Here is a 16,536-nt window from a genome sequence, read left to right on the forward strand (position 1 = left end):
CCCGCCCCCCTTTTTTTCATCAAATGCTCGGACCAAAAACAGGCAGCCTATTTGGCAACCGGTCCCATCAGCATATTGGACACGATATTGCGCTGCACCTCGTTAGCGCCGGCATAAATGGTCGATGGACGTGCGACCATGAACAGCTTGCGCAGATCCATCTCGACGCCGCCGATCCCGATCGGCTCGACCAGTCCGGCGCTCTCGCCACTGACCCGTAGCATCTCTTCCGTAACGCGCTGGAACAGTTCGGTCGCCAGCACCTTCATCAAGCCCAGCACCGCATTGTCCACCTCACCCCGGATCGCAGCGTCAGCCACTTGCCGGTGCAGCGCAGCGAGATCATGCAGGTCACACAGCAACACCGATACTCGGTCACTGACGCCCACATCGCTGCCCTGGTCCAGCCCTTCGATCAGCTGTTCCAACATTTCGAACGACTGACGCGGCAGGGTCGGCGCGCCGTTGGTGATGCGCTCGTCGCCCAGCAACGCCTTGGCGACAGTCCAGCCCTGATCGACCGCGCCGACCAGATTTTCGGCGGGCACGCGTACATTGTCGAAGAACACTTCGCACAATTCGTCTTCGTCGGCCAAGTTCATGATCGGCCGGACAGTCATGCCCGGCAGGTTCATGTCGGCGAGGATGAAGCTGATGCCCGCCTGCTTCTTCACATCCTTATTGGTGCGCACAAGAGCGAAAATGCGGTCGGCGAAGGCCGCCAGCGTCGTCCAGATCTTCTGGCCGTTGATGACGAATTCGTCGCCATCCAGCACCGCAGTGGTGCGTAGGCTGGCCAGGTCGGATCCTGAATTCGGCTCCGAATAGCCCTGGCACCACAGATCGTCACCGTTGAGGATCGCGGGCAGGTAGCGCGCCTTCTGTTCGTCCGTGCCATATTTCATCATTACCGGAGCCAAAAGCGCGCCGCCGCTGTCGAGGACACGGGCGCAGCGGTGCGCCTCCATCTCCTCGTTGATGATCAGCTGCTTTTCGAGGTCGAGGCCAAGGCCACCATATTTCTTGGGCCAGCCCGGCGCGCGCCACCCCGCCGCATAGGTCATGCGATGCCAGCGCCGCTCATCCTCACCGGCAAGCCGGTGAATGATCGGGATGCGCCATTCGTCCGGGAAGTTGGCGTGCAGCCATTCGCGCCAGCGCGCGCGAAAGGCATCGTTGGACAGTGCGTTCAAATCTTCAGCCATGACGAACATTCCCGCTGCGATGGGCGACGAGCGCGGCGCGACGATGTGCCGCCGGATTGCCGAGCCAAGTTGACCAGGTGAGCGCGGCATGGACGAAGAGGCCAACATCAGCCTCGTCGGTATAGCCAAAGGCGCCATGATATTGGATCGCCCAACGGCTCATATCCTGCGCCGCCTGCGAACAGCGCGCCTTGGCAGCGTAAATGGCGACGGCCGCTCCCTCTCCCCTTTCCAGGGCGGTCGCCGCCGCGCGCCAGCTGGCGGCGGACAATTCGATCTCTGCGTACAGATCGACCATCTGGTGCCGCAACGCCTGAAAATCCGACAGGCGGCTGCCAAACTGCGAACGGTCCTTCATATAGTTCGACGTCATATGCCACAGCGCGCTGGCCAAGCCCTCCAACTGCGCGGCAAGCGCCACGGTCCCCCGCGCCAACGCCAAGTCGATGGTCGCAGCCGCCGCCTCGCCCGAAAGCAGTACGGCGGCGTCGGCGATTGCGACCTTGTCAAAAGCGATGTCGGCGGCGAAACTTGTGTCGGTCAGCCGCTGCGCGGTGACGCTCACGCCCGTCGCCGTCGGATCGACCAGCAGCACGACCGGACCAGCGTCCGACCCGGCCGCGACGAGCAGTGCTACGCCCGGATGCCAGCCGGGCACATGCACCTTCGCACCGGTTAGCACGCCGCCTTCAAAGCGCGTTTTGAACGCGGGCGCACCCAGCGCACTCCGACTTTCCTGCCAGGCCAGCGTCACACTGCGCTTGCCCAGCGCGAGCGCACCCGCCAGCTCCGTCGCAGCATCGGCGGTGGAGGCGGCCAGCAGCGTGGCGGCAATCACCGCTGAGGACACGAACGGCTCGGGCGCGATCGTGCGACCAAGCTCTTCCGCCAACGTCAGGGCGGGTTCAAGCCCCAGCTCCGATCCGCCCAACCGTTCGGGCAACAGCACGCCGGTCCAACCCAATTCTCCGAAACTCGCCCAAGCCGCCGGGTCAAACCCATCCTGGCCCGAACGCACGCTGCGCGCATGCGCGGCCCCGCCCGCCTCGGCCAGATAGCCTTGCGCGCTGTCCCGCAGCATCTGCTGCAATTCATTGTCTACACGCCAGCCCATGGATCAGACCGCGATCTGCATGCCGCCATTCACCGACAGGCGCTGGCCTGTGATGAAGGAGGCAGCGTCAGACAACAGGAAGCAGACAGGCTGCGCGACTTCCTGCGCCGTGCTGAACCGGCCGAGGGGGATTTTTGCCATATAGGTTTCGCGGAATTTCTCATTGGTGCGGATCGTTTCGGTCATGGGCGTCTCGACTACGCCGAATGCGACACAGTTGGCACGGATGCCATATTTTGCCCATTCCCGTGCCGTGCTCATGGTCGCGCCCAATATGCCCGCCTTAGCCGTGGCATAATTGATCTGGCCGATCGTGCCCTGGATGCCAGCGTCGGACGATATGTTGACGATCGCCCCCGGATTGCTGTCCCCAGCCTTCGCCCGCTCGATCATGTGGCGACCGACAGCCTGTGCGCACAGGAAAGCGCCGGTCAGATGGACGGCGATTACCTGGTTCCACTGTTCGAGGGTCATCTTGTCGATCATCGCGGTTCGGGTGATGCCCGCGTTATTGACCAGCCCGTGCACCGCACCGAAGGTTTCGACCGCCTTCGCAACGAGATTCTGCACCGCCGCTTCGTCGGCAATATTCGCCTCGACGCCCAGAAAATGGCCCTCGGGGAAATCGGCCTTGGCCGCTTCGAGCGTTTCCGGGTTCATGTCGGCTACGACGGCGTTGCCGCCCAATTCGACGACCAGCTCTGCGACGGCCCGGCCAATGCCCTGACCAGCGCCCGTCACAATGATCGTCCGGCCAGCGAGCGACATCGGATTGACCGAAACCTTATTGTCCATATTGCAGAAATCCCCGGTGCTGATCATGATCGCTGTGGCGATAATGGCATGCCTATAGGATCGCCCCCCGTGAGCGGCAACGCGGGCTACACACGATATCATCATTATATTATCGAACCGCGGAGCGATGACTGAGGGACTCGACGGGCCCGCCTTGTACGGCGATGATGGTGAACAAAGAGCGTCGCGCGCAAGTTGCTCAAGGCAAAAGGATCAGACGATGAACAAACAACCGGGCGTCGCGCTGGTGACAGGAGCAGCCAGCGGTATCGGCGCCGCGACGATGGCCCTGCTTAGGACGCGTGGATGGCGGGTGATAGGCGTCGATCTTCGCAATGCGGATGTAATCGCGGATTTGTCGAGCGCGCAGGGGCGGGCGGCCATGATCGATGCCGCCACGGAGCTGGCGCCCGATGGGCTCGATCTCATCGTCGCGGCGGCGGGCATTTCCTTTCCGGTCGGTGGGCCGGTTCTCGCCGTCAACTATTTCGGCATGGTCGCTACGTTGGAAGGGTTGCGCTCCCTGCTAACCTTGCGCGCGCCGGCGCAGGCAATCGCGCTGGTGTCGGTGTCGGCAATCGACGATGTCGAGCCGGACCTTCTGGAAGGCTGTCTTGCGGGCAACGAGACGAAGACGCTCGCCCGAGCGGCAGAGCTACAAAGCATGGCTGAATACGCGACGTCCAAGCGGGCGCTGGGTCTCTGGCTGCGGTGCAGCGCGGTGCGGCCCGAATGGGCGGGGGCGGGCGTATTCCTGAACGGCATTGCGCCCGGCTTTACCCTTACGCATATGACCGAACCGCTGCTGGACGATCCCGAGTTGCGCAAGATTATCGAAAAGGCAACTCCTCGCGCGGTCGATTATTTCGCCGAAGCGGACGTACAGGCCGAGGCTATTCTGGCGCTGGCCGACCTTGCCGGTGGCTATCTGGTCGGGCAAATACTTTTCGTCGATGGCGGCAGCGAAGCAATCCGGCGTCCCGATGTCGTCTGAGGCGCCTATCACGCAGCGCATTTTGGGTGGGCGCGAAAACATTGCGGGCGCGCCAGCGTTGGCGCAGCTGTTCCGATTGGACCGAACGGCGGACGGCTGGCGCAATCCGGTCTCGCTGCTCAATCTTGGCACCAACATGATGGGAGGCCAGATCGCCGCTTTGGGGCTGAAGGCGGCCGCCCTGTCCGCCCCCGGAACCCGGCCCGGCGCGGTCCATATCCTGTTCCTGTCCGCGCCGGACCCGAACCAGCCCTGCGAGATCCTGGTCGAGGCGGTGCGCGACGGGCGTCGCCTGTCCCATCGGCTGACCCGCATCACACAGGGTGGCAAGCCACGCGCGCAAGTGACGGCCACGCTAGCAACCCCCGCGCTCTCGGGTGATGGCCCTGACTATGGCTGCGCCATCCCGCCACCAGCGGTACCCGACCCCGATACGCTGCCGACCCGGGCGGAGCGGCTGGCGGGTGCCCCGGCAGGCTCGATCGAGGCAATGATCCTTACCGGCTTTCCCTTCCTCGACATCCGCTTCGTGCCGGACGCCGAGACGATGCATGACAGGTGCAGTTACTTCTGGGTCCGGGTGCCTGATTCCGGCGGCCTCGACGCGATCGACCATTATGGGTTGCTGACCATAATTAGCGATTATTGGTGCACGCTTCCTGTCCATCGTTTGGCAAGCGCTCGGGCGGCAATGGGGGAGAATTTCGTGACGACGAGCCTCGATCACGCCTTATGGTTCGAAGCCGAGCCGGACTGCACCCAATGGATGCTGGTCCAGATGCGGGTGCTGGCTGTCGGCCGAGCCGTGTCGACGATGCAGGCGCGGACGTGGACCCGCGCCGGGCTACCGCTCGCCAACTGCACGCAGCAATGCCTGTTGGTGCCGAGCATGGCGTAAGCGGAACCGCGCCTGCGCCGCGGGGTTATAATCTGCATCCAAGGAGATGCGCCATGACCGACCCGGAAGCCAAAGACGACGCCGATGCCCGCAGTGCGGCAATTCTTTCGACCGCGCAGGACATCAGGCCGTTGGAGGAGGATGTCGATCCCGCTTCGGGTCATATCGCCGCGAACGATCCGCTCGCCAACACGGTGGGGCGCGACGATCTGAACGAAGAGCAGAGCCGCATGATCGCCAGTTTGGCGCAGGATGTACGACCACTGGAAAATCAGCCGGACGACTGATGACATGCTGTCGCGACGATAGTATTTCATCATCATGATGGTGATGCCGCGCCCGCCGTGCCGATAGTACTGGCCAATCGCGGGAAGCGCGCTGTAGCGTCTTTCGCGAATAGACCCGTTCACAACAGAACTGCAACTTGTCCGCATGGGTACGTTGCGGGTCTTTTGCACGGGCCTGTCATAGATATCGGGAGACGAGCGTGGAAAATTATTCGGGCAAATGGCTCAAGCAGCCGCAATATGTGAAGTTCGAAATTGTGGGCGCGGTCGCCTGCATCAAAATGAACCGGCCGCAGAGCCGTAATGCCCTGTCCAACGAGTTGCTGCTGGAGTTGCGCGACGCGCTGATGGAAGCGGACGACCGGGAGGATGTGAACGTCGTCCTGCTGTCGGGCGAGGGTAAGGATTTTTGCGCGGGTTATGATCTAGTTGCCGCTTATGGCGTCGATCAGGTGGACCCTGAGGGCAATATGATTAACTATCGCAAGTCATCCACCAATTTCGATAATGACTGCTGGTCGATGGAGCGTTTCCAGTCCCTACCCAACATCATCTACGACATGCACAAGCCGGTTATCGCCAAGATTCACGGCAACTGTCTGGCCGGAGGCACCGACCTCGCATTCCGTTGCGACATGATGGTCGCGTCGGAAACCGCGCGCATCGGATTCCCCGCTACGCGCGCCAACGGGTCACCGCCAGCGCATATGTGGACCTATCATCTGGGCCCGCAATGGGCCAAGCGCCTGCTGATGACCGGCGACATGCTGCTGGGCCGCGACGCTGCCAAGCTGGGTCTGGTGCTGGACGCAGTGCCGGCCGAGGAGCTGGACGATTTCGCAATGGACCTGGCGCAACGTGTCGCCCTGGTCGATCCCGAACTCAACTCGACGCATAAGCGGATCGTTAACATGGCCCTGGAGCAGATGGGCATGATGACGATGCAGCGGTTTGCTGTGGAAATGGATGCTCGTGCGCATCTGGGCACCGGCCCGCGCCGTGCCGGCTTCCGCAAGGACATGGCCGAAAGCGGGTTCAAGCAGGCGCTCGCCAACCGCGACGGCCCGTTTGGCGATGGTATCGTCCATCTGCGGACAGATCGCTGAAAGGAGGACGCAGAATGAAGGACCAGGAACCAGTGCTGCGCGTCGACCGGACCGAGGATGACATCGTCACGCTGACGCTCAACCGGCCGGAAAAGTTCAACGCCTTCAACGCCGACCTTATCGACTCACTCAATGATCAGATTGACCTGATCCGCATGGACCCCACGATCCGGGTTGTGATCCTGACCGGCGCAGGTCGCGGCTTCTGTTCGGGCGCGGACCTGACCGGTATGGGCAAGCCCCGCCGCGTTCCCGAAAATATCGGTAAGCCGCAATATACGCGCTATTTCCTGATGGAACTGACGCGCATCATCATGTCGCTACGATCGTTGCCGCAGCCAGTTATCTGCGCCGTCAATGGATCGGCGGCGGGCGCGGGTTATGCTCTGGCGCTGGCGGCTGACATGACGATCGCGGCCGACACGGCTAAATTCGTCAACGCCATCCACAACGCTGGCACAGGCACCGAACTGGGAATGAGCTATATGCTGCCCCGGGCTGTCGGCGCGCAAAAGGCGGCGGAAATCCTTTTCACCATGCGCCCCGTCCTGCCCGACGAGGCGGAACGGATCGGCCTGATCCTGCGCGCCGTACCAGGCGATACGCTGCTAGACGAGGCGATGAAACTCGCGCGGTCGATAGCGCAAAATGTGCCGGTCGGCCTTTGGATCACCAAACAGGCTTTGTGGGCGAACATGTCAGCAGGCAGCCTGGAACAGGCGATCGAATTGGAACATCGGGGGGTATTCATGTCGCAGGCAAGCGAGGATGCGGCAGAAAAGCGCAAGTCATTCATCGAAAAGCGCGCACCGATCTTCAACCATCGTTGATTCGACGCGGCGGCGCCTGTCATAAGGCGCCGCCGCGGCATTACCGTCCAGCAGGTCATCCAGGGAACATCCGATGCCGCCAAGGCGCGCTGAACGGCAAGAGTTATCGATGTCGGCCCTCTGCGCTCCCATGAGTCCGGCAGTATGACCAGCACGACCTTCGCTCCTCTGCGGCATCGCGATTTCGGGCGAATCTGGACCGCTAGCATATTGTGCAATTTCGGGCTGCTAATCAACGGCGTCGGTGCCGGATGGGCAATGACAGAAATGAGCGGAAAAGCGGAAGATGTAGCGCTGGTGCAGACCGCGCTGATGCTTCCCTATATGCTGTTTGCGGTTCCAGCGGGGGCGATTTCCGACACCTATGACCGCCGCAAGGTGAGTATCGTCATGCTGGTGTTCGCGTGCCTGAGCGCTGGAATCCTGACGGGCGTGACAGTCGCCGGATGGCTCAGCCCCTCCCTGCTGCTGCTGCTCTGTTTCCTGTCGGGCACCGCCAACGCCATGTTCATTCCGGCCTGGCAGTCGTCCGTCGGCGAGCAGGTTCCACCTGAGGATCTGCCGCCGGCCGTAGCGCTCAATTCAGTGAGCTACAATATTGCTCGGAGCTTCGGTCCGGCGGTCGGCGGCGTGATCGTCGCCGCCGCCGGCGCGGTCGCCGCGTTCGGCGTCACCGCCTTCTGCTACCTGCCGATCATGCTAGCGCTCTATCGGTGGAAGCGGCGACCCGATCCTCCGCGCCTGCCGCCCGAGCGAATCGGCTCTGCCATTATTTCAGGTTTCCGCTACGTCTTCCATTCTCCCGCCGCACGGAAGGTCATCATACGCTCAGTCGCAATCGGCCTATCCGGCGCGTCCATATCTTCCCTGATGCCGCTGATCGCCCGCGACATGTTGGGCGGATCGGCAGCAGTATATGGCCTGCTGCTGGGCGCGTTCGGCGTAGGCGCGGTGCTGGGCGCGCTGGTCATGCCCGCGATCCGCCAACGCCTGTCGATGGAGTCGCATGTCGCCGCCAGCTTGGGATTGATGGGCATATCCGTCATCCTGCTGTCCTTCACCCGCTCGCCCATCACCGCCATACCGCTGCTGATGCTGGCCGGCGGTTTCTGGATGCAACCGCTTACTCAGTTCAACATCGCGATCCAGACGCAGGCGCCCCGCTGGGTTACGGGTCGCGCGCTGGCGGCCTATCAGGCGTCGATGGCTGGCGGCATAGCGGTTGGTTCGTGGCTTTGGGGACGTGCCGCTGAAGGGCTGGGGGTCGCCAGCGCCATCGGCCTTTCCGGCGTCGCGCTGGTCTGCTGCGTCGCGCTGACCTGGCTTCTGCGGTTGCCCGACGACAACATCGACAGCGGCCACAGCGACCCCCTGCCCCTGCCAGAGGCACGCCTAGCCATCACCGGGCGCAGTGGTCCCATCACGGTGGAGATCGAATATGCGGTGGATCCTGTCCAGGCCCGCGCCTTTTACACCGCGATGCTGGAAGTCGCTCATTTCCGCCAACGCAACGGCGCCTATCAATGGTCGTTGGCCCGCGACCTGGAGGCGGAACAATGCTGGGTCGAGCGTTTTTCCTGCCCGACTTGGCATGATTATCTGCGTCAGCGCGACCGGATGACGATTGGTGAGCAGGCCGTTCTGCAACGCGCGCTCGATGAGACGATTACCCTCAATCACGGCCGGATCCGTCGCCTGCTGGAACGGCCCGTAGGATCGGTTCGCTGGCGATCGGACACGCGAGACGACGGGTTGCTAGCCCATGGCGGGACCACCTCCGCCTGACACTCCCTACTTAGCAGGAGAGAGATGATGGCCACGACATTTGCCTGCGCGCCCAACCTGCGCGATATTGGTGGCCTTCCGTCAGGGAATGGCGGCACGACGCGATCGGGCCTGCTCTATCGATCGGAATATCTAGGCCCTGCAGCCGATGAGAACCAGCCTTCGCCGCGCTGGGTATCCGCAGCGTCATCGACTTGCGCAGCGACCGCGAACGGACTAGCGCGCCGAACGACTGGCTGCGCGGACAGGGCGCAGTGCTGCACTATCTTGACGTCACGGCGGATTTCAGGGCATCGGCCGACCCGATCAAGGCGCTGCTGGTCGATCCCGGCGCGACAGGTGCGGACCAAATGATGCGCGATACCTATCGCGAACTGCCACGCTGCGTGCGATGCCGTACGGCACGCCTGCACGCTGATCGTATCGAGCGAACTGCGGATGGTGATCCACTGCACGGCGGGCAAGGACCGAACCGGCTTTCTGTGCGATGATCCTGTCGCGCGCGAATGTTCCCTGGCCGGTCGTTTTGGGCGACTATCTGGACAGCGCCGACCGGCGGCACAGGGATGTGTCCTATTCCACCCGTACTCTGACGGCGGCGAGTGGGGTCAGCCTAACCGAAGAGGCACTGGCCACCATCAATGGCATGAAGGAAAGCAATCTGATGGTCGTAATGGAAACTGTCTATCGGGATTACGAGGGCATCGACGCCTATCTAGCGCGCCTGTCGGTCGATCGCCACACGTTGCGGGCCAGGTTGGTAGCGTAAGCCAACAGGGGAGAGATCGTTCTAAAAAGCCGCCTCGCCTGTGTTTCGCTTTGTAGCAGGACGAGCTTGCGGGGCGCTCGTCGATACGAGCGCCCACACAGATTTAATTCTGGTCGGCGACTTCCGCGCGGGTGAGCGACGTCACCAGACGCTTGCCGGACATGGAAAGGCTCGCGGCAGGGACCGACACCATCTTCATTTCGGCGATCACGCGCAAGTCGCCATTGGGCATGACCCGGCTGATCGAACCGAGACGACGACCAGTGCTGAAGAAGATCGCCTGGCCCGCCTTGACGGTCAGCGACGGCTGACTCGCATCTTGAGCGTGAGCGCCCATAGGAACGCTCATGCAGGCCAGGATCGCGGCTGAAAAAAGAACACGCATATTTTTGCCCTCTCGTGCGATAGTTGTGCAGCGACTACTACACCAGATGTGCGATGCAGCAAACGCTTTCCGCACATGCGAGATAAAATCAGCTGGCGGATAGCGCATCCAAAGCCGAGATAAACAAGGCGGGGGGCAACGCTTTCGCGCGCCCCGCAGTCTGTTGATAGCGTCGCCGCCAAATGGCAGCATCAAACGCTATTCGATGGTCGCCAGCACAGTGCCAACCTCATAGGTCTCACCGACTTCCTTGAGTATCTTGAGCGTTCCGGTGGCTGGGCTTTCGACCTCATTTGTCGACTTGTCGCTCTCCAATGAGAATAGCGGTTCACCTTCAACCGCCTGCCCGCCATCCGCCACTAGCCATTCGGACAGCACGCCCTCGTTCATCGAGAAGCCAATCTTGGGAAGCAGAACCTCAGTAGCCATATATTTATGCCTCTATTATTTGAGAGAGACTACCGCATCGGCAATACGCTTTGCATTCGGTGCGTAGGCGGATTCCAGCGGCTTCGAAAAGGGAACTGGCGCATAGGGTGCGCCCAGGCGGATCACTGGCCCCTTGAGCTTGCCGAAAAACTCGCTCGACAAGGTGGCCGCAATTTCCGCGCCAACGCCGAACTCGGTCACTGCCTCATGCGCGATCACGCACCGACCGGTCTTGGCGACAGACGCGAACACCGTTTTCTTGTCCCAAGGTGAAACGGTGCGCAGGTCGATCAACTCGACAGACATGCCCGCCGCCTCGATCGCCTCGACCGCCGCCAGCGCCTCACCAAACACCCGCGAATAGCTGATCAAGGTGACATCGCTGCCCTCCTTGACCACATTGGCCTTGCCGATCGGCACAATAGCGCCTGGCTCCGGCGCAGTGCCCGGCGTCCAGTAGTTCATGATCGCTTCGATGAAGATTACCGGATCAGGATCCTTGATCGCGGCGCGCATCAGGCCATAGGCGTCCGCCGGGTTGGACGGAGCCACGACCTTAAGGCCAGCCGTGTGGGCGAACCAGGCTTCCAGATAGTCGCAATGCTGGCCGCCCGATCCCATGCCGGTGCCGGTCATGGTGCGGATGACGATGGGCACATGCGTCTGCCCGCCCGACATGAAGCGCAGCTTGGCGGCGTGGTTGACGATCATGTCCATGGCGACGGTCGTGAAGTTCATCAGCATGATTTCAGCAACAGGCTTGTAGCCGACCAAGCTGGAACCGATGGCGGCGCCGACGATCGCCTGCTCCGAGATCGGCGTGGACCGCACGCGATGTTCACCGAAGCGGGTCGAGAGGCCTTTCGTGACCCCGACCACGCCCCCTTCTTCTGGATCGGCGACATCTTCGCCAAGCACAATGACGGTATCATCTTCCGCCATCGCATCAGAGATGGCCAGGTTGATCGCCTGGATTGTGTTGATGGGCTTCGCCTTGATTGCGGTGTCCGTCATGCGGCTACTCCTTCCGCGTACACATCCCTGGTCAGTTCATCCAGTTCCGGGAACGGTGAAGCGAGAGCGAACTCTACCGCGTCATCGATCCTTGCTTCGACATCCTTCTCGATCGCTGACAACTCATCTTCCGTTGCTATGCCTTCGGCGATCAGGCGCGCACGGAAGATTGGAACGGGGTCTGCTTCCATTGCGGCTTTTTTCTGCGCCTTGTCCATATAAGCGTCGGCATCGCCGAACACATGGCCGTAGAAGCGGAATGTCATGGCTTCGATCAGGGTTGGCCCCTCACCCGCACGCGCACGCTCAACCGCTTCACGTGCGGCAGCGAACATCTCGATCGGATCGTTACCGTTCACACGAACGCCGGGCATGCTGTACGACGCAGCGCGATCAGCCACGCGGGCTGCCGACGTACATTTCTCGTAAGTGGTATGTTCCGCGTAAAGATTGTTCTGGCACAGGAAGATCACCGGGAGCTTCCAGACCGACGCCAGATTAAGGCTTTCGTGGAAAGCGCCGATATTCGATGCGCCATCGCCGAAGGTGGCGACGGTGACACGGCCGTTGTTGGACAATTGTGAGCCCCAGGCGATGCCGTTGGCGATCGGCATGGACGATCCCACAATGCCCGTCGTCACCATGATGCCCTTTTTCGGGTGGGTCAGATGCATTGGACCGCCCTTGCCCTTGCAAGTGCCGTCCACCCGACCGGCGATTTCCGCCCAAAGATCGCGAAGCGGCATGCCTTTGGCGAGCATGTCGTGAATGCCGCGATAGATCGTGACCAGATAGTCGTCATCGGTCATGGCGGTGGCCATGGCCGAAGGAATGATCTCCTGCCCGCGATAGCTGTAGTAAGGCATCACGAGGCGACCGTTCATGATCACCTTCCGACTGCGCTCATCGTTCGCTTTGAGCAGCGCGACGCGGCGGTAGATTTCCAGCTGGGTCGCACCGTCCGGCGCGTAATTGCTCGTCACGTCCTGTCATCTCCCGACATTCGGCGACCTGATCGCCAGTGTAATGATTGGCGCAAACCTATGGCAAGGAAGCCGCTGCCATGGCAAGTGCTGACGGCAAGTCACGCCCGGCCATCGGCCAAGGCATCCTATAGCTGATAATTGCGACCCGACCGAACGAGCGCAGGTCGCCGGGAGAAAATGGACATGCATATCGAGAAAATGGGGACTGGAGAGAACATTCCTGAAGACGCACCATCCTATCTGCGCACAGCGATGGCATCGCCCGGCATCCGCGACCTGTTCGGGATCCGCCTGCTTGCCTGGGGCGAAGGAACGGTGACGCTGGCGCTCGATAATCGCCCGGAGCTTGGCCACATGCCCGGCTGGTTCCAGGGCGCGGTCACCAGTGCCATCGCCGAATATGCCGCCGCGCTGAGTGGCATGACGTTCGCGCCAGACCGGCCGGCGGCCACCCTTCAGCAAAGTATTCACTTCACGGGCCCTGCGCGTGGGACTCGCCTGGTCGCCACCGGGCGCCTGTTATCGGGCGGCCACACTGTCAGCACGACCGGCGCGGAAGTGAGCGTGGAACGGGACGGCGGACTGCACCCGTGCGCAACGCTGACGATGACGCTGGCGCATCGCGCCCCCAAAACGGAGAGCCAATGAAACGCATGCCAACCAGCGGAACATGCTGTCTTGGGCCGAACTGGCCAGCAGCGTACCGTCGGGGCGGTGGAGCGATCCGCGCGACAGGCTGGTCGGTCGGCAAGCTACCGGGCTGTCGGAAGTAAAGAGGAGCCAGTCGTTGACCTGCGTGGGGTGATGGGACCACAGCGCATGGTCGATGCTTGCAATGCGCAGGCGAGTAGGGCGCAACCCCGAGCATGCACGGCCATGCCCGTGCCGGCCAGCCAGAAGTCGGACATGTAGGTGAGAAGCTGCGTCCGCACGAGGGGGTCGGTGACCGATTCGGCGCCTTTGATCCGCAACCATATGCGCCGCGCTGAACGCATCAATCTTCGAGCAAACCTGCCTTGCGGAAAGAATCGACGCTGCGGCGCATGAAGTCCAGATGGCCCTGAAGCGTGGCGAAGCGGCGCCGCTGCGGCTCGATTGACACATGGGTGCCGCCCGCCTCCATCCAGCGACGGGCGCGGGCGACGGCCTCTTCCCCCTCTGGCACCTTTACCATGAGCAGATGCTTGCCGAACGTACTGCGGTCGCGCCCTTCTTCGTCGAGATATCGATCCACCGTAGCCAGGCATTCGAACACGTCGCCATAGCCGTCGGCAAAAATGAAACCGTCGCCGACTTTCGCGCCGCGCCGGAAGGCGGCATCGGCAAAACCACCGATGAATACCGGGATTTGACGCTTTGGCGCGGGGTTCAGGGCCGCGCGATCAACGCGGTGAAACTGCCCTTCGAAATCGACCACCTTGCCCGACCAGAATTCGCGCAGCAACAAGACCTGCTCGCTGAGACGCTTGCCGCGCGTGTGGAAATCCGCGCCGAGTGCCTGATATTCGACATAGTTCCAGCCCGGCCCCACGCCTAGCGTCAGCCGTCCGCCCGACAACAGATCAACATCCGCCGCCTGCCGCGCGACCAGCGCCGTCTGCCGCTGCGGCAGCACCATGATACCCGAGGAAAATTCCAGCCGTTTCGTTACCGCCGCGAGATAGGCGAACATGACGAAAGGATCGTGAAAGGGATCAGCCTGTGTGTAGGGGCCAGTCAGCTGGGGATCGCGATTGGCATGTTCCGCACCCAGCGGATGGTCATAGGCGACAAGATGGTGCAGCCCCAGCGCTTCCGCCTCTAGCCCATAAGCGACCAGCGACGCGGGGTCGCCCTGCAACTCGATCTGCGGATAGACGACGCCGACTTTCATGGGATGCTCTCCATACTCTATTCCTGGTTTTGATGGGTCACTCGCCCAGCAGTAGGCGCTCGCGTCGCCGGTAGCTCTCTACCCTTTTCCGAATTTGTTCTGCGCGTCCGGTCGCGTCCAACCATGTCGTTTCAGCCGGCAGGACGTCGCGAAGATTGGCGATCTTGCCATGCCATGCCTCGAACGCGCCGGAAAAGTCGCGTTCGATATCCTTGAGGCCCTGAAAGCGGATGGTGGTGCCGCCCATGTCCATGCCGCCCGCGTCCAGCCAGTTATGTGCGCCTGGATCGCGCCGCGCGATAACGAAGCTGATGCGCCCGTCCGCGTCAGTGAGCGCCTGGCGATTGCTGAGGCTACCCGTCCGATCGACATAGTCGGCCGACACCATCCAGGCGTCGGCAAGCTGGAAACCGACATAGTCCGCGTCGAAAGGATCGACCCGCACCACGTAGGCCTCGTCCTCCTCCAACGTGAAGCAGCCATGTGAGGAGAATTGGGTCAGCAGACCGCCCAGTCGCTTGGCGGACGACATGATCGGCTGAGGTTGGTTGGGCGCGATTTTCTCGTAACTTTCATGATGAAATTTGAGGCCCCAAAAGGGAGCGCCTTCGCGAATATAGCTGGCTGCACGCGTTGCCATATCGCTCACGGTCTCGGCAGGCGGGGTGGGCTTGCCGTCGGTGCGCCTGATCTTCAGCGTGGCTGGCAATTCGGTGGCCCAGTCGCCCAGCGTCTCGCGCAGGTTCAGCATCACCGTGTCGGGAGTGGACTGGATATGATTTGGTCGCCCGTCGGCAGGCGAGGCATCGATCGTGATGACGAAGCGACCCTCGGCATCGACGACCAGATCCTTGTTACCCAAAAGGCCGAGTGTCTTGATATGGCTGGTGCGCACATAGTCGCCGTCGAGCAGCGAATAGGTGAAAATGCAGGATGGGATATCCGCCAGTTGCCCGTCGATGCGATAAGCATAGTCTCCCGACAGGCCGACGAACATATAGGCATTGTCGGGATTGTCTGTGCCGAACCGTCCCCCCGGCACGTCCAGCCCGCCATGGCGGCGCGCATAGGCGTTGCGCCAGTTAAGCACGGGGCGCGCGGGATCGCTGACCGCGCTCTGCGCGGCGGCGAAGGCATATTCAGCGACGGCGGAGGGTATGCGACTGCGTGTCACCGGCCACTGCGCGCTCTTGTCGGCGGCATAAAGGGCTTCGAGATCGCGCCGGGCGGCATCGACCTCAGGCGTCTCGAACACGGCCATTGCCAGCTTGTCGATTTCCTGCATCGTCGGTCTCTCCATCAACGCGCCGGCTTCGTGACCGGCCGAGGTCATAGGGTTGGATCAGGCGCGTGCGTAGCGGCCACGCCCAAAGAGCTGGTCAACATTTTCCGGGTCAGCCTGTGCGCGCCGTTCCAGGCCGAACGCCTGCAAGGCCGGCCAGTCGAGTTGCGCCCGCGCTGTCGCCGGTCGTGCCGCCACCGCATCGACCCAGCGCTTCACGTCGGGCAGTGTGTCGAGATCGACGCCATTTTGTTCGGCGTAGAAGGCAATCCAGGGCCATGCCGCCATGTCCGCGATCGAGTAATCGTCGCCGCCCAGCCATTCCGCCTCGCCTAGCCGGATCTCGAGCACATCATATTGCCGCCGCACCTCCGTGACATAGCGGCTGATCGCATAGTCGTGACCGGCCGGCGCGGAGAGGCGAAAATGGTTCGATTGGCCAAACATAGGCCCGATCGATCCCATCTGAAACATCAGCCATTGCAGCGTGGCAGTGCGGGCGCGCCTGTCCTCTGGCAGGAATCGGCCATGCTTTTCCGCCAGGTAGAACAGGATCGCACCCGACTCGGTGACCGTGATCGGCTGACCGTTCGGGCCCGCGGAGTCGACGATCACCGGCACCTTGCTGTTGGGGTTGAGCGCGCGAAATTCCGGCGTGAACTGGTCCGCGCCGAAAATATCGACGCGGTGTAGACGGTAGGCCAGTTCCAGCTCTTCCAGAATGAGCAGGACCTTAAGTACATTGGGGCTGCCGATGGCATAGAGATCAATCATTGTCGTTTCC

The 16,536-nt window shown here is 62.1% G+C and carries 17 protein-coding genes and 3 pseudogenes; 9 read left to right on the forward strand and 11 right to left on the reverse strand.

The window, feature by feature from the left end; all coding sequences use genetic code 11:
* Positions 1 to 47 precede the first annotated feature (47 nt).
* From ACZ1JM_RS02430 to ACZ1JM_RS02440, 3 genes are read right to left on the reverse strand one after another with little or no spacing between them, the layout of a single operon-like run.
* Positions 48 to 1,205: an acyl-CoA dehydrogenase family protein gene (locus ACZ1JM_RS02430; protein ID WP_465132503.1), complete on the reverse strand. Its 1,158-nt coding sequence runs from the start codon at positions 1,203 to 1,205 to the stop codon at positions 48 to 50.
* Complete coding sequence (locus ACZ1JM_RS02435; RefSeq protein WP_465132504.1) at positions 1,198 to 2,319, reverse strand: acyl-CoA dehydrogenase family protein; 1,122 nt, start codon at positions 2,317 to 2,319, stop codon at positions 1,198 to 1,200. The genes ACZ1JM_RS02430 and ACZ1JM_RS02435 overlap by 8 nt, the downstream gene beginning before the upstream one ends.
* 3 nt (positions 2,320 to 2,322) lie before the next feature.
* A complete protein-coding gene (locus tag ACZ1JM_RS02440; RefSeq protein WP_465132505.1) occupies positions 2,323 to 3,141 on the reverse strand; it encodes an SDR family oxidoreductase in 819 nt (272 codons plus the stop codon).
* A gap of 193 nt (positions 3,142 to 3,334) precedes the next feature.
* On the opposite strand from ACZ1JM_RS02440, the gene ACZ1JM_RS02445 reads away from it, so the two are divergent.
* The 8 genes and pseudogenes from ACZ1JM_RS02445 to ACZ1JM_RS02480 all read left to right on the forward strand — a co-directional run bounded on the left by ACZ1JM_RS02445 (position 3,335) and on the right by ACZ1JM_RS02480 (position 9,783).
* Complete coding sequence (locus tag ACZ1JM_RS02445) at positions 3,335 to 4,108, forward strand: SDR family oxidoreductase (RefSeq protein ID WP_465132506.1); 774 nt, start codon at positions 3,335 to 3,337, stop codon at positions 4,106 to 4,108.
* Between the two features lie 58 nt (positions 4,109 to 4,166).
* The gene (locus tag ACZ1JM_RS02450) at positions 4,167 to 5,006 is read left to right on the forward strand and encodes an acyl-CoA thioesterase (protein ID WP_465132507.1); all 840 of its coding nucleotides are present in this window, start codon (positions 4,167 to 4,169) and stop codon (positions 5,004 to 5,006) included.
* 53 nt (positions 5,007 to 5,059) lie between these two features.
* Positions 5,060 to 5,293 carry a hypothetical protein gene (locus tag ACZ1JM_RS02455; protein WP_465132508.1) on the forward strand — a complete coding sequence of 78 codons (234 nt, stop codon included), beginning with the start codon at positions 5,060 to 5,062 and terminating at the stop codon, positions 5,291 to 5,293.
* A gap of 200 nt (positions 5,294 to 5,493) precedes the next feature.
* Entirely contained in the window at positions 5,494 to 6,399 is a 906-nt protein-coding gene (locus tag ACZ1JM_RS02460; RefSeq protein ID WP_465132509.1) for a crotonase/enoyl-CoA hydratase family protein, read from the forward strand.
* A 14-nt stretch (positions 6,400 to 6,413) separates the two neighbouring features.
* Positions 6,414 to 7,229: an enoyl-CoA hydratase/isomerase family protein gene (locus ACZ1JM_RS02465; RefSeq protein WP_465132510.1), complete on the forward strand. Its 816-nt coding sequence runs from the start codon at positions 6,414 to 6,416 to the stop codon at positions 7,227 to 7,229.
* Positions 7,230 to 7,373: 144 nt separating this feature from the next.
* Complete coding sequence (locus ACZ1JM_RS02470; RefSeq protein ID WP_465132511.1) at positions 7,374 to 9,014, forward strand: MFS transporter; 1,641 nt, start codon at positions 7,374 to 7,376, stop codon at positions 9,012 to 9,014.
* A 27-nt stretch (positions 9,015 to 9,041) separates the two neighbouring features.
* A pseudogene (locus tag ACZ1JM_RS02475) lies at positions 9,042 to 9,158 on the forward strand (tyrosine-protein phosphatase); the annotation flags it as partial.
* A gap of 50 nt (positions 9,159 to 9,208) precedes the next feature.
* Positions 9,209 to 9,783, forward strand: a pseudogene (locus tag ACZ1JM_RS02480) (tyrosine-protein phosphatase).
* A 103-nt stretch (positions 9,784 to 9,886) separates the two neighbouring features.
* On the opposite strand, the gene ACZ1JM_RS02485 reads toward ACZ1JM_RS02480, so the two are convergent.
* The 4 genes from ACZ1JM_RS02485 to ACZ1JM_RS02500 form a co-directional block, all read right to left on the reverse strand.
* On the reverse strand, positions 9,887 to 10,132 hold the full coding sequence (locus tag ACZ1JM_RS02485; RefSeq protein ID WP_465132512.1) for a hypothetical protein: 246 nt from the start codon (positions 10,130 to 10,132) through the stop codon (positions 9,887 to 9,889).
* A gap of 234 nt (positions 10,133 to 10,366) precedes the next feature.
* Entirely contained in the window at positions 10,367 to 10,597 is a 231-nt protein-coding gene (locus ACZ1JM_RS02490; protein WP_465132513.1) for a biotin/lipoyl-containing protein, read from the reverse strand.
* 15 nt (positions 10,598 to 10,612) lie between these two features.
* The gene (locus ACZ1JM_RS02495; RefSeq protein WP_465132514.1) at positions 10,613 to 11,611 is read right to left on the reverse strand and encodes an alpha-ketoacid dehydrogenase subunit beta; all 999 of its coding nucleotides are present in this window, start codon (positions 11,609 to 11,611) and stop codon (positions 10,613 to 10,615) included.
* Complete coding sequence (locus ACZ1JM_RS02500) at positions 11,608 to 12,594, reverse strand: thiamine pyrophosphate-dependent dehydrogenase E1 component subunit alpha (RefSeq protein WP_465132515.1); 987 nt, start codon at positions 12,592 to 12,594, stop codon at positions 11,608 to 11,610. The genes ACZ1JM_RS02495 and ACZ1JM_RS02500 overlap by 4 nt, the downstream gene beginning before the upstream one ends.
* A 186-nt stretch (positions 12,595 to 12,780) precedes the next feature.
* Here ACZ1JM_RS02500 and ACZ1JM_RS02505 point away from each other — a divergent pair, with 186 nt between their 5' ends.
* Positions 12,781 to 13,245 carry a PaaI family thioesterase gene (locus tag ACZ1JM_RS02505; RefSeq protein WP_465132516.1) on the forward strand — a complete coding sequence of 155 codons (465 nt, stop codon included), beginning with the start codon at positions 12,781 to 12,783 and terminating at the stop codon, positions 13,243 to 13,245.
* A 42-nt stretch (positions 13,246 to 13,287) separates the two neighbouring features.
* On the opposite strand, the pseudogene ACZ1JM_RS02510 reads toward ACZ1JM_RS02505, so the two are convergent.
* The 4 genes and pseudogenes from ACZ1JM_RS02510 to ACZ1JM_RS02525 form a co-directional block, all read right to left on the reverse strand.
* A pseudogene (locus ACZ1JM_RS02510) lies at positions 13,288 to 13,701 on the reverse strand (hypothetical protein); the annotation flags it as partial.
* Complete coding sequence (locus ACZ1JM_RS02515) at positions 13,592 to 14,470, reverse strand: LLM class F420-dependent oxidoreductase (protein WP_465132517.1); 879 nt, start codon at positions 14,468 to 14,470, stop codon at positions 13,592 to 13,594. The pseudogene ACZ1JM_RS02510 and the gene ACZ1JM_RS02515, both read right to left, overlap by 110 nt.
* A gap of 37 nt (positions 14,471 to 14,507) precedes the next feature.
* On the reverse strand, positions 14,508 to 15,803 hold the full coding sequence (locus ACZ1JM_RS02520) for a hypothetical protein (RefSeq protein ID WP_465132518.1): 1,296 nt from the start codon (positions 15,801 to 15,803) through the stop codon (positions 14,508 to 14,510).
* A 9-nt stretch (positions 15,804 to 15,812) separates the two neighbouring features.
* Positions 15,813 to 16,526: a glutathione S-transferase N-terminal domain-containing protein gene (locus ACZ1JM_RS02525; RefSeq protein WP_465132519.1), complete on the reverse strand. Its 714-nt coding sequence runs from the start codon at positions 16,524 to 16,526 to the stop codon at positions 15,813 to 15,815.
* Positions 16,527 to 16,536: the final 10 nt, after the last annotated feature.

This window comes from Novosphingobium sp. BL-S-24 (assembly GCF_055521575.1).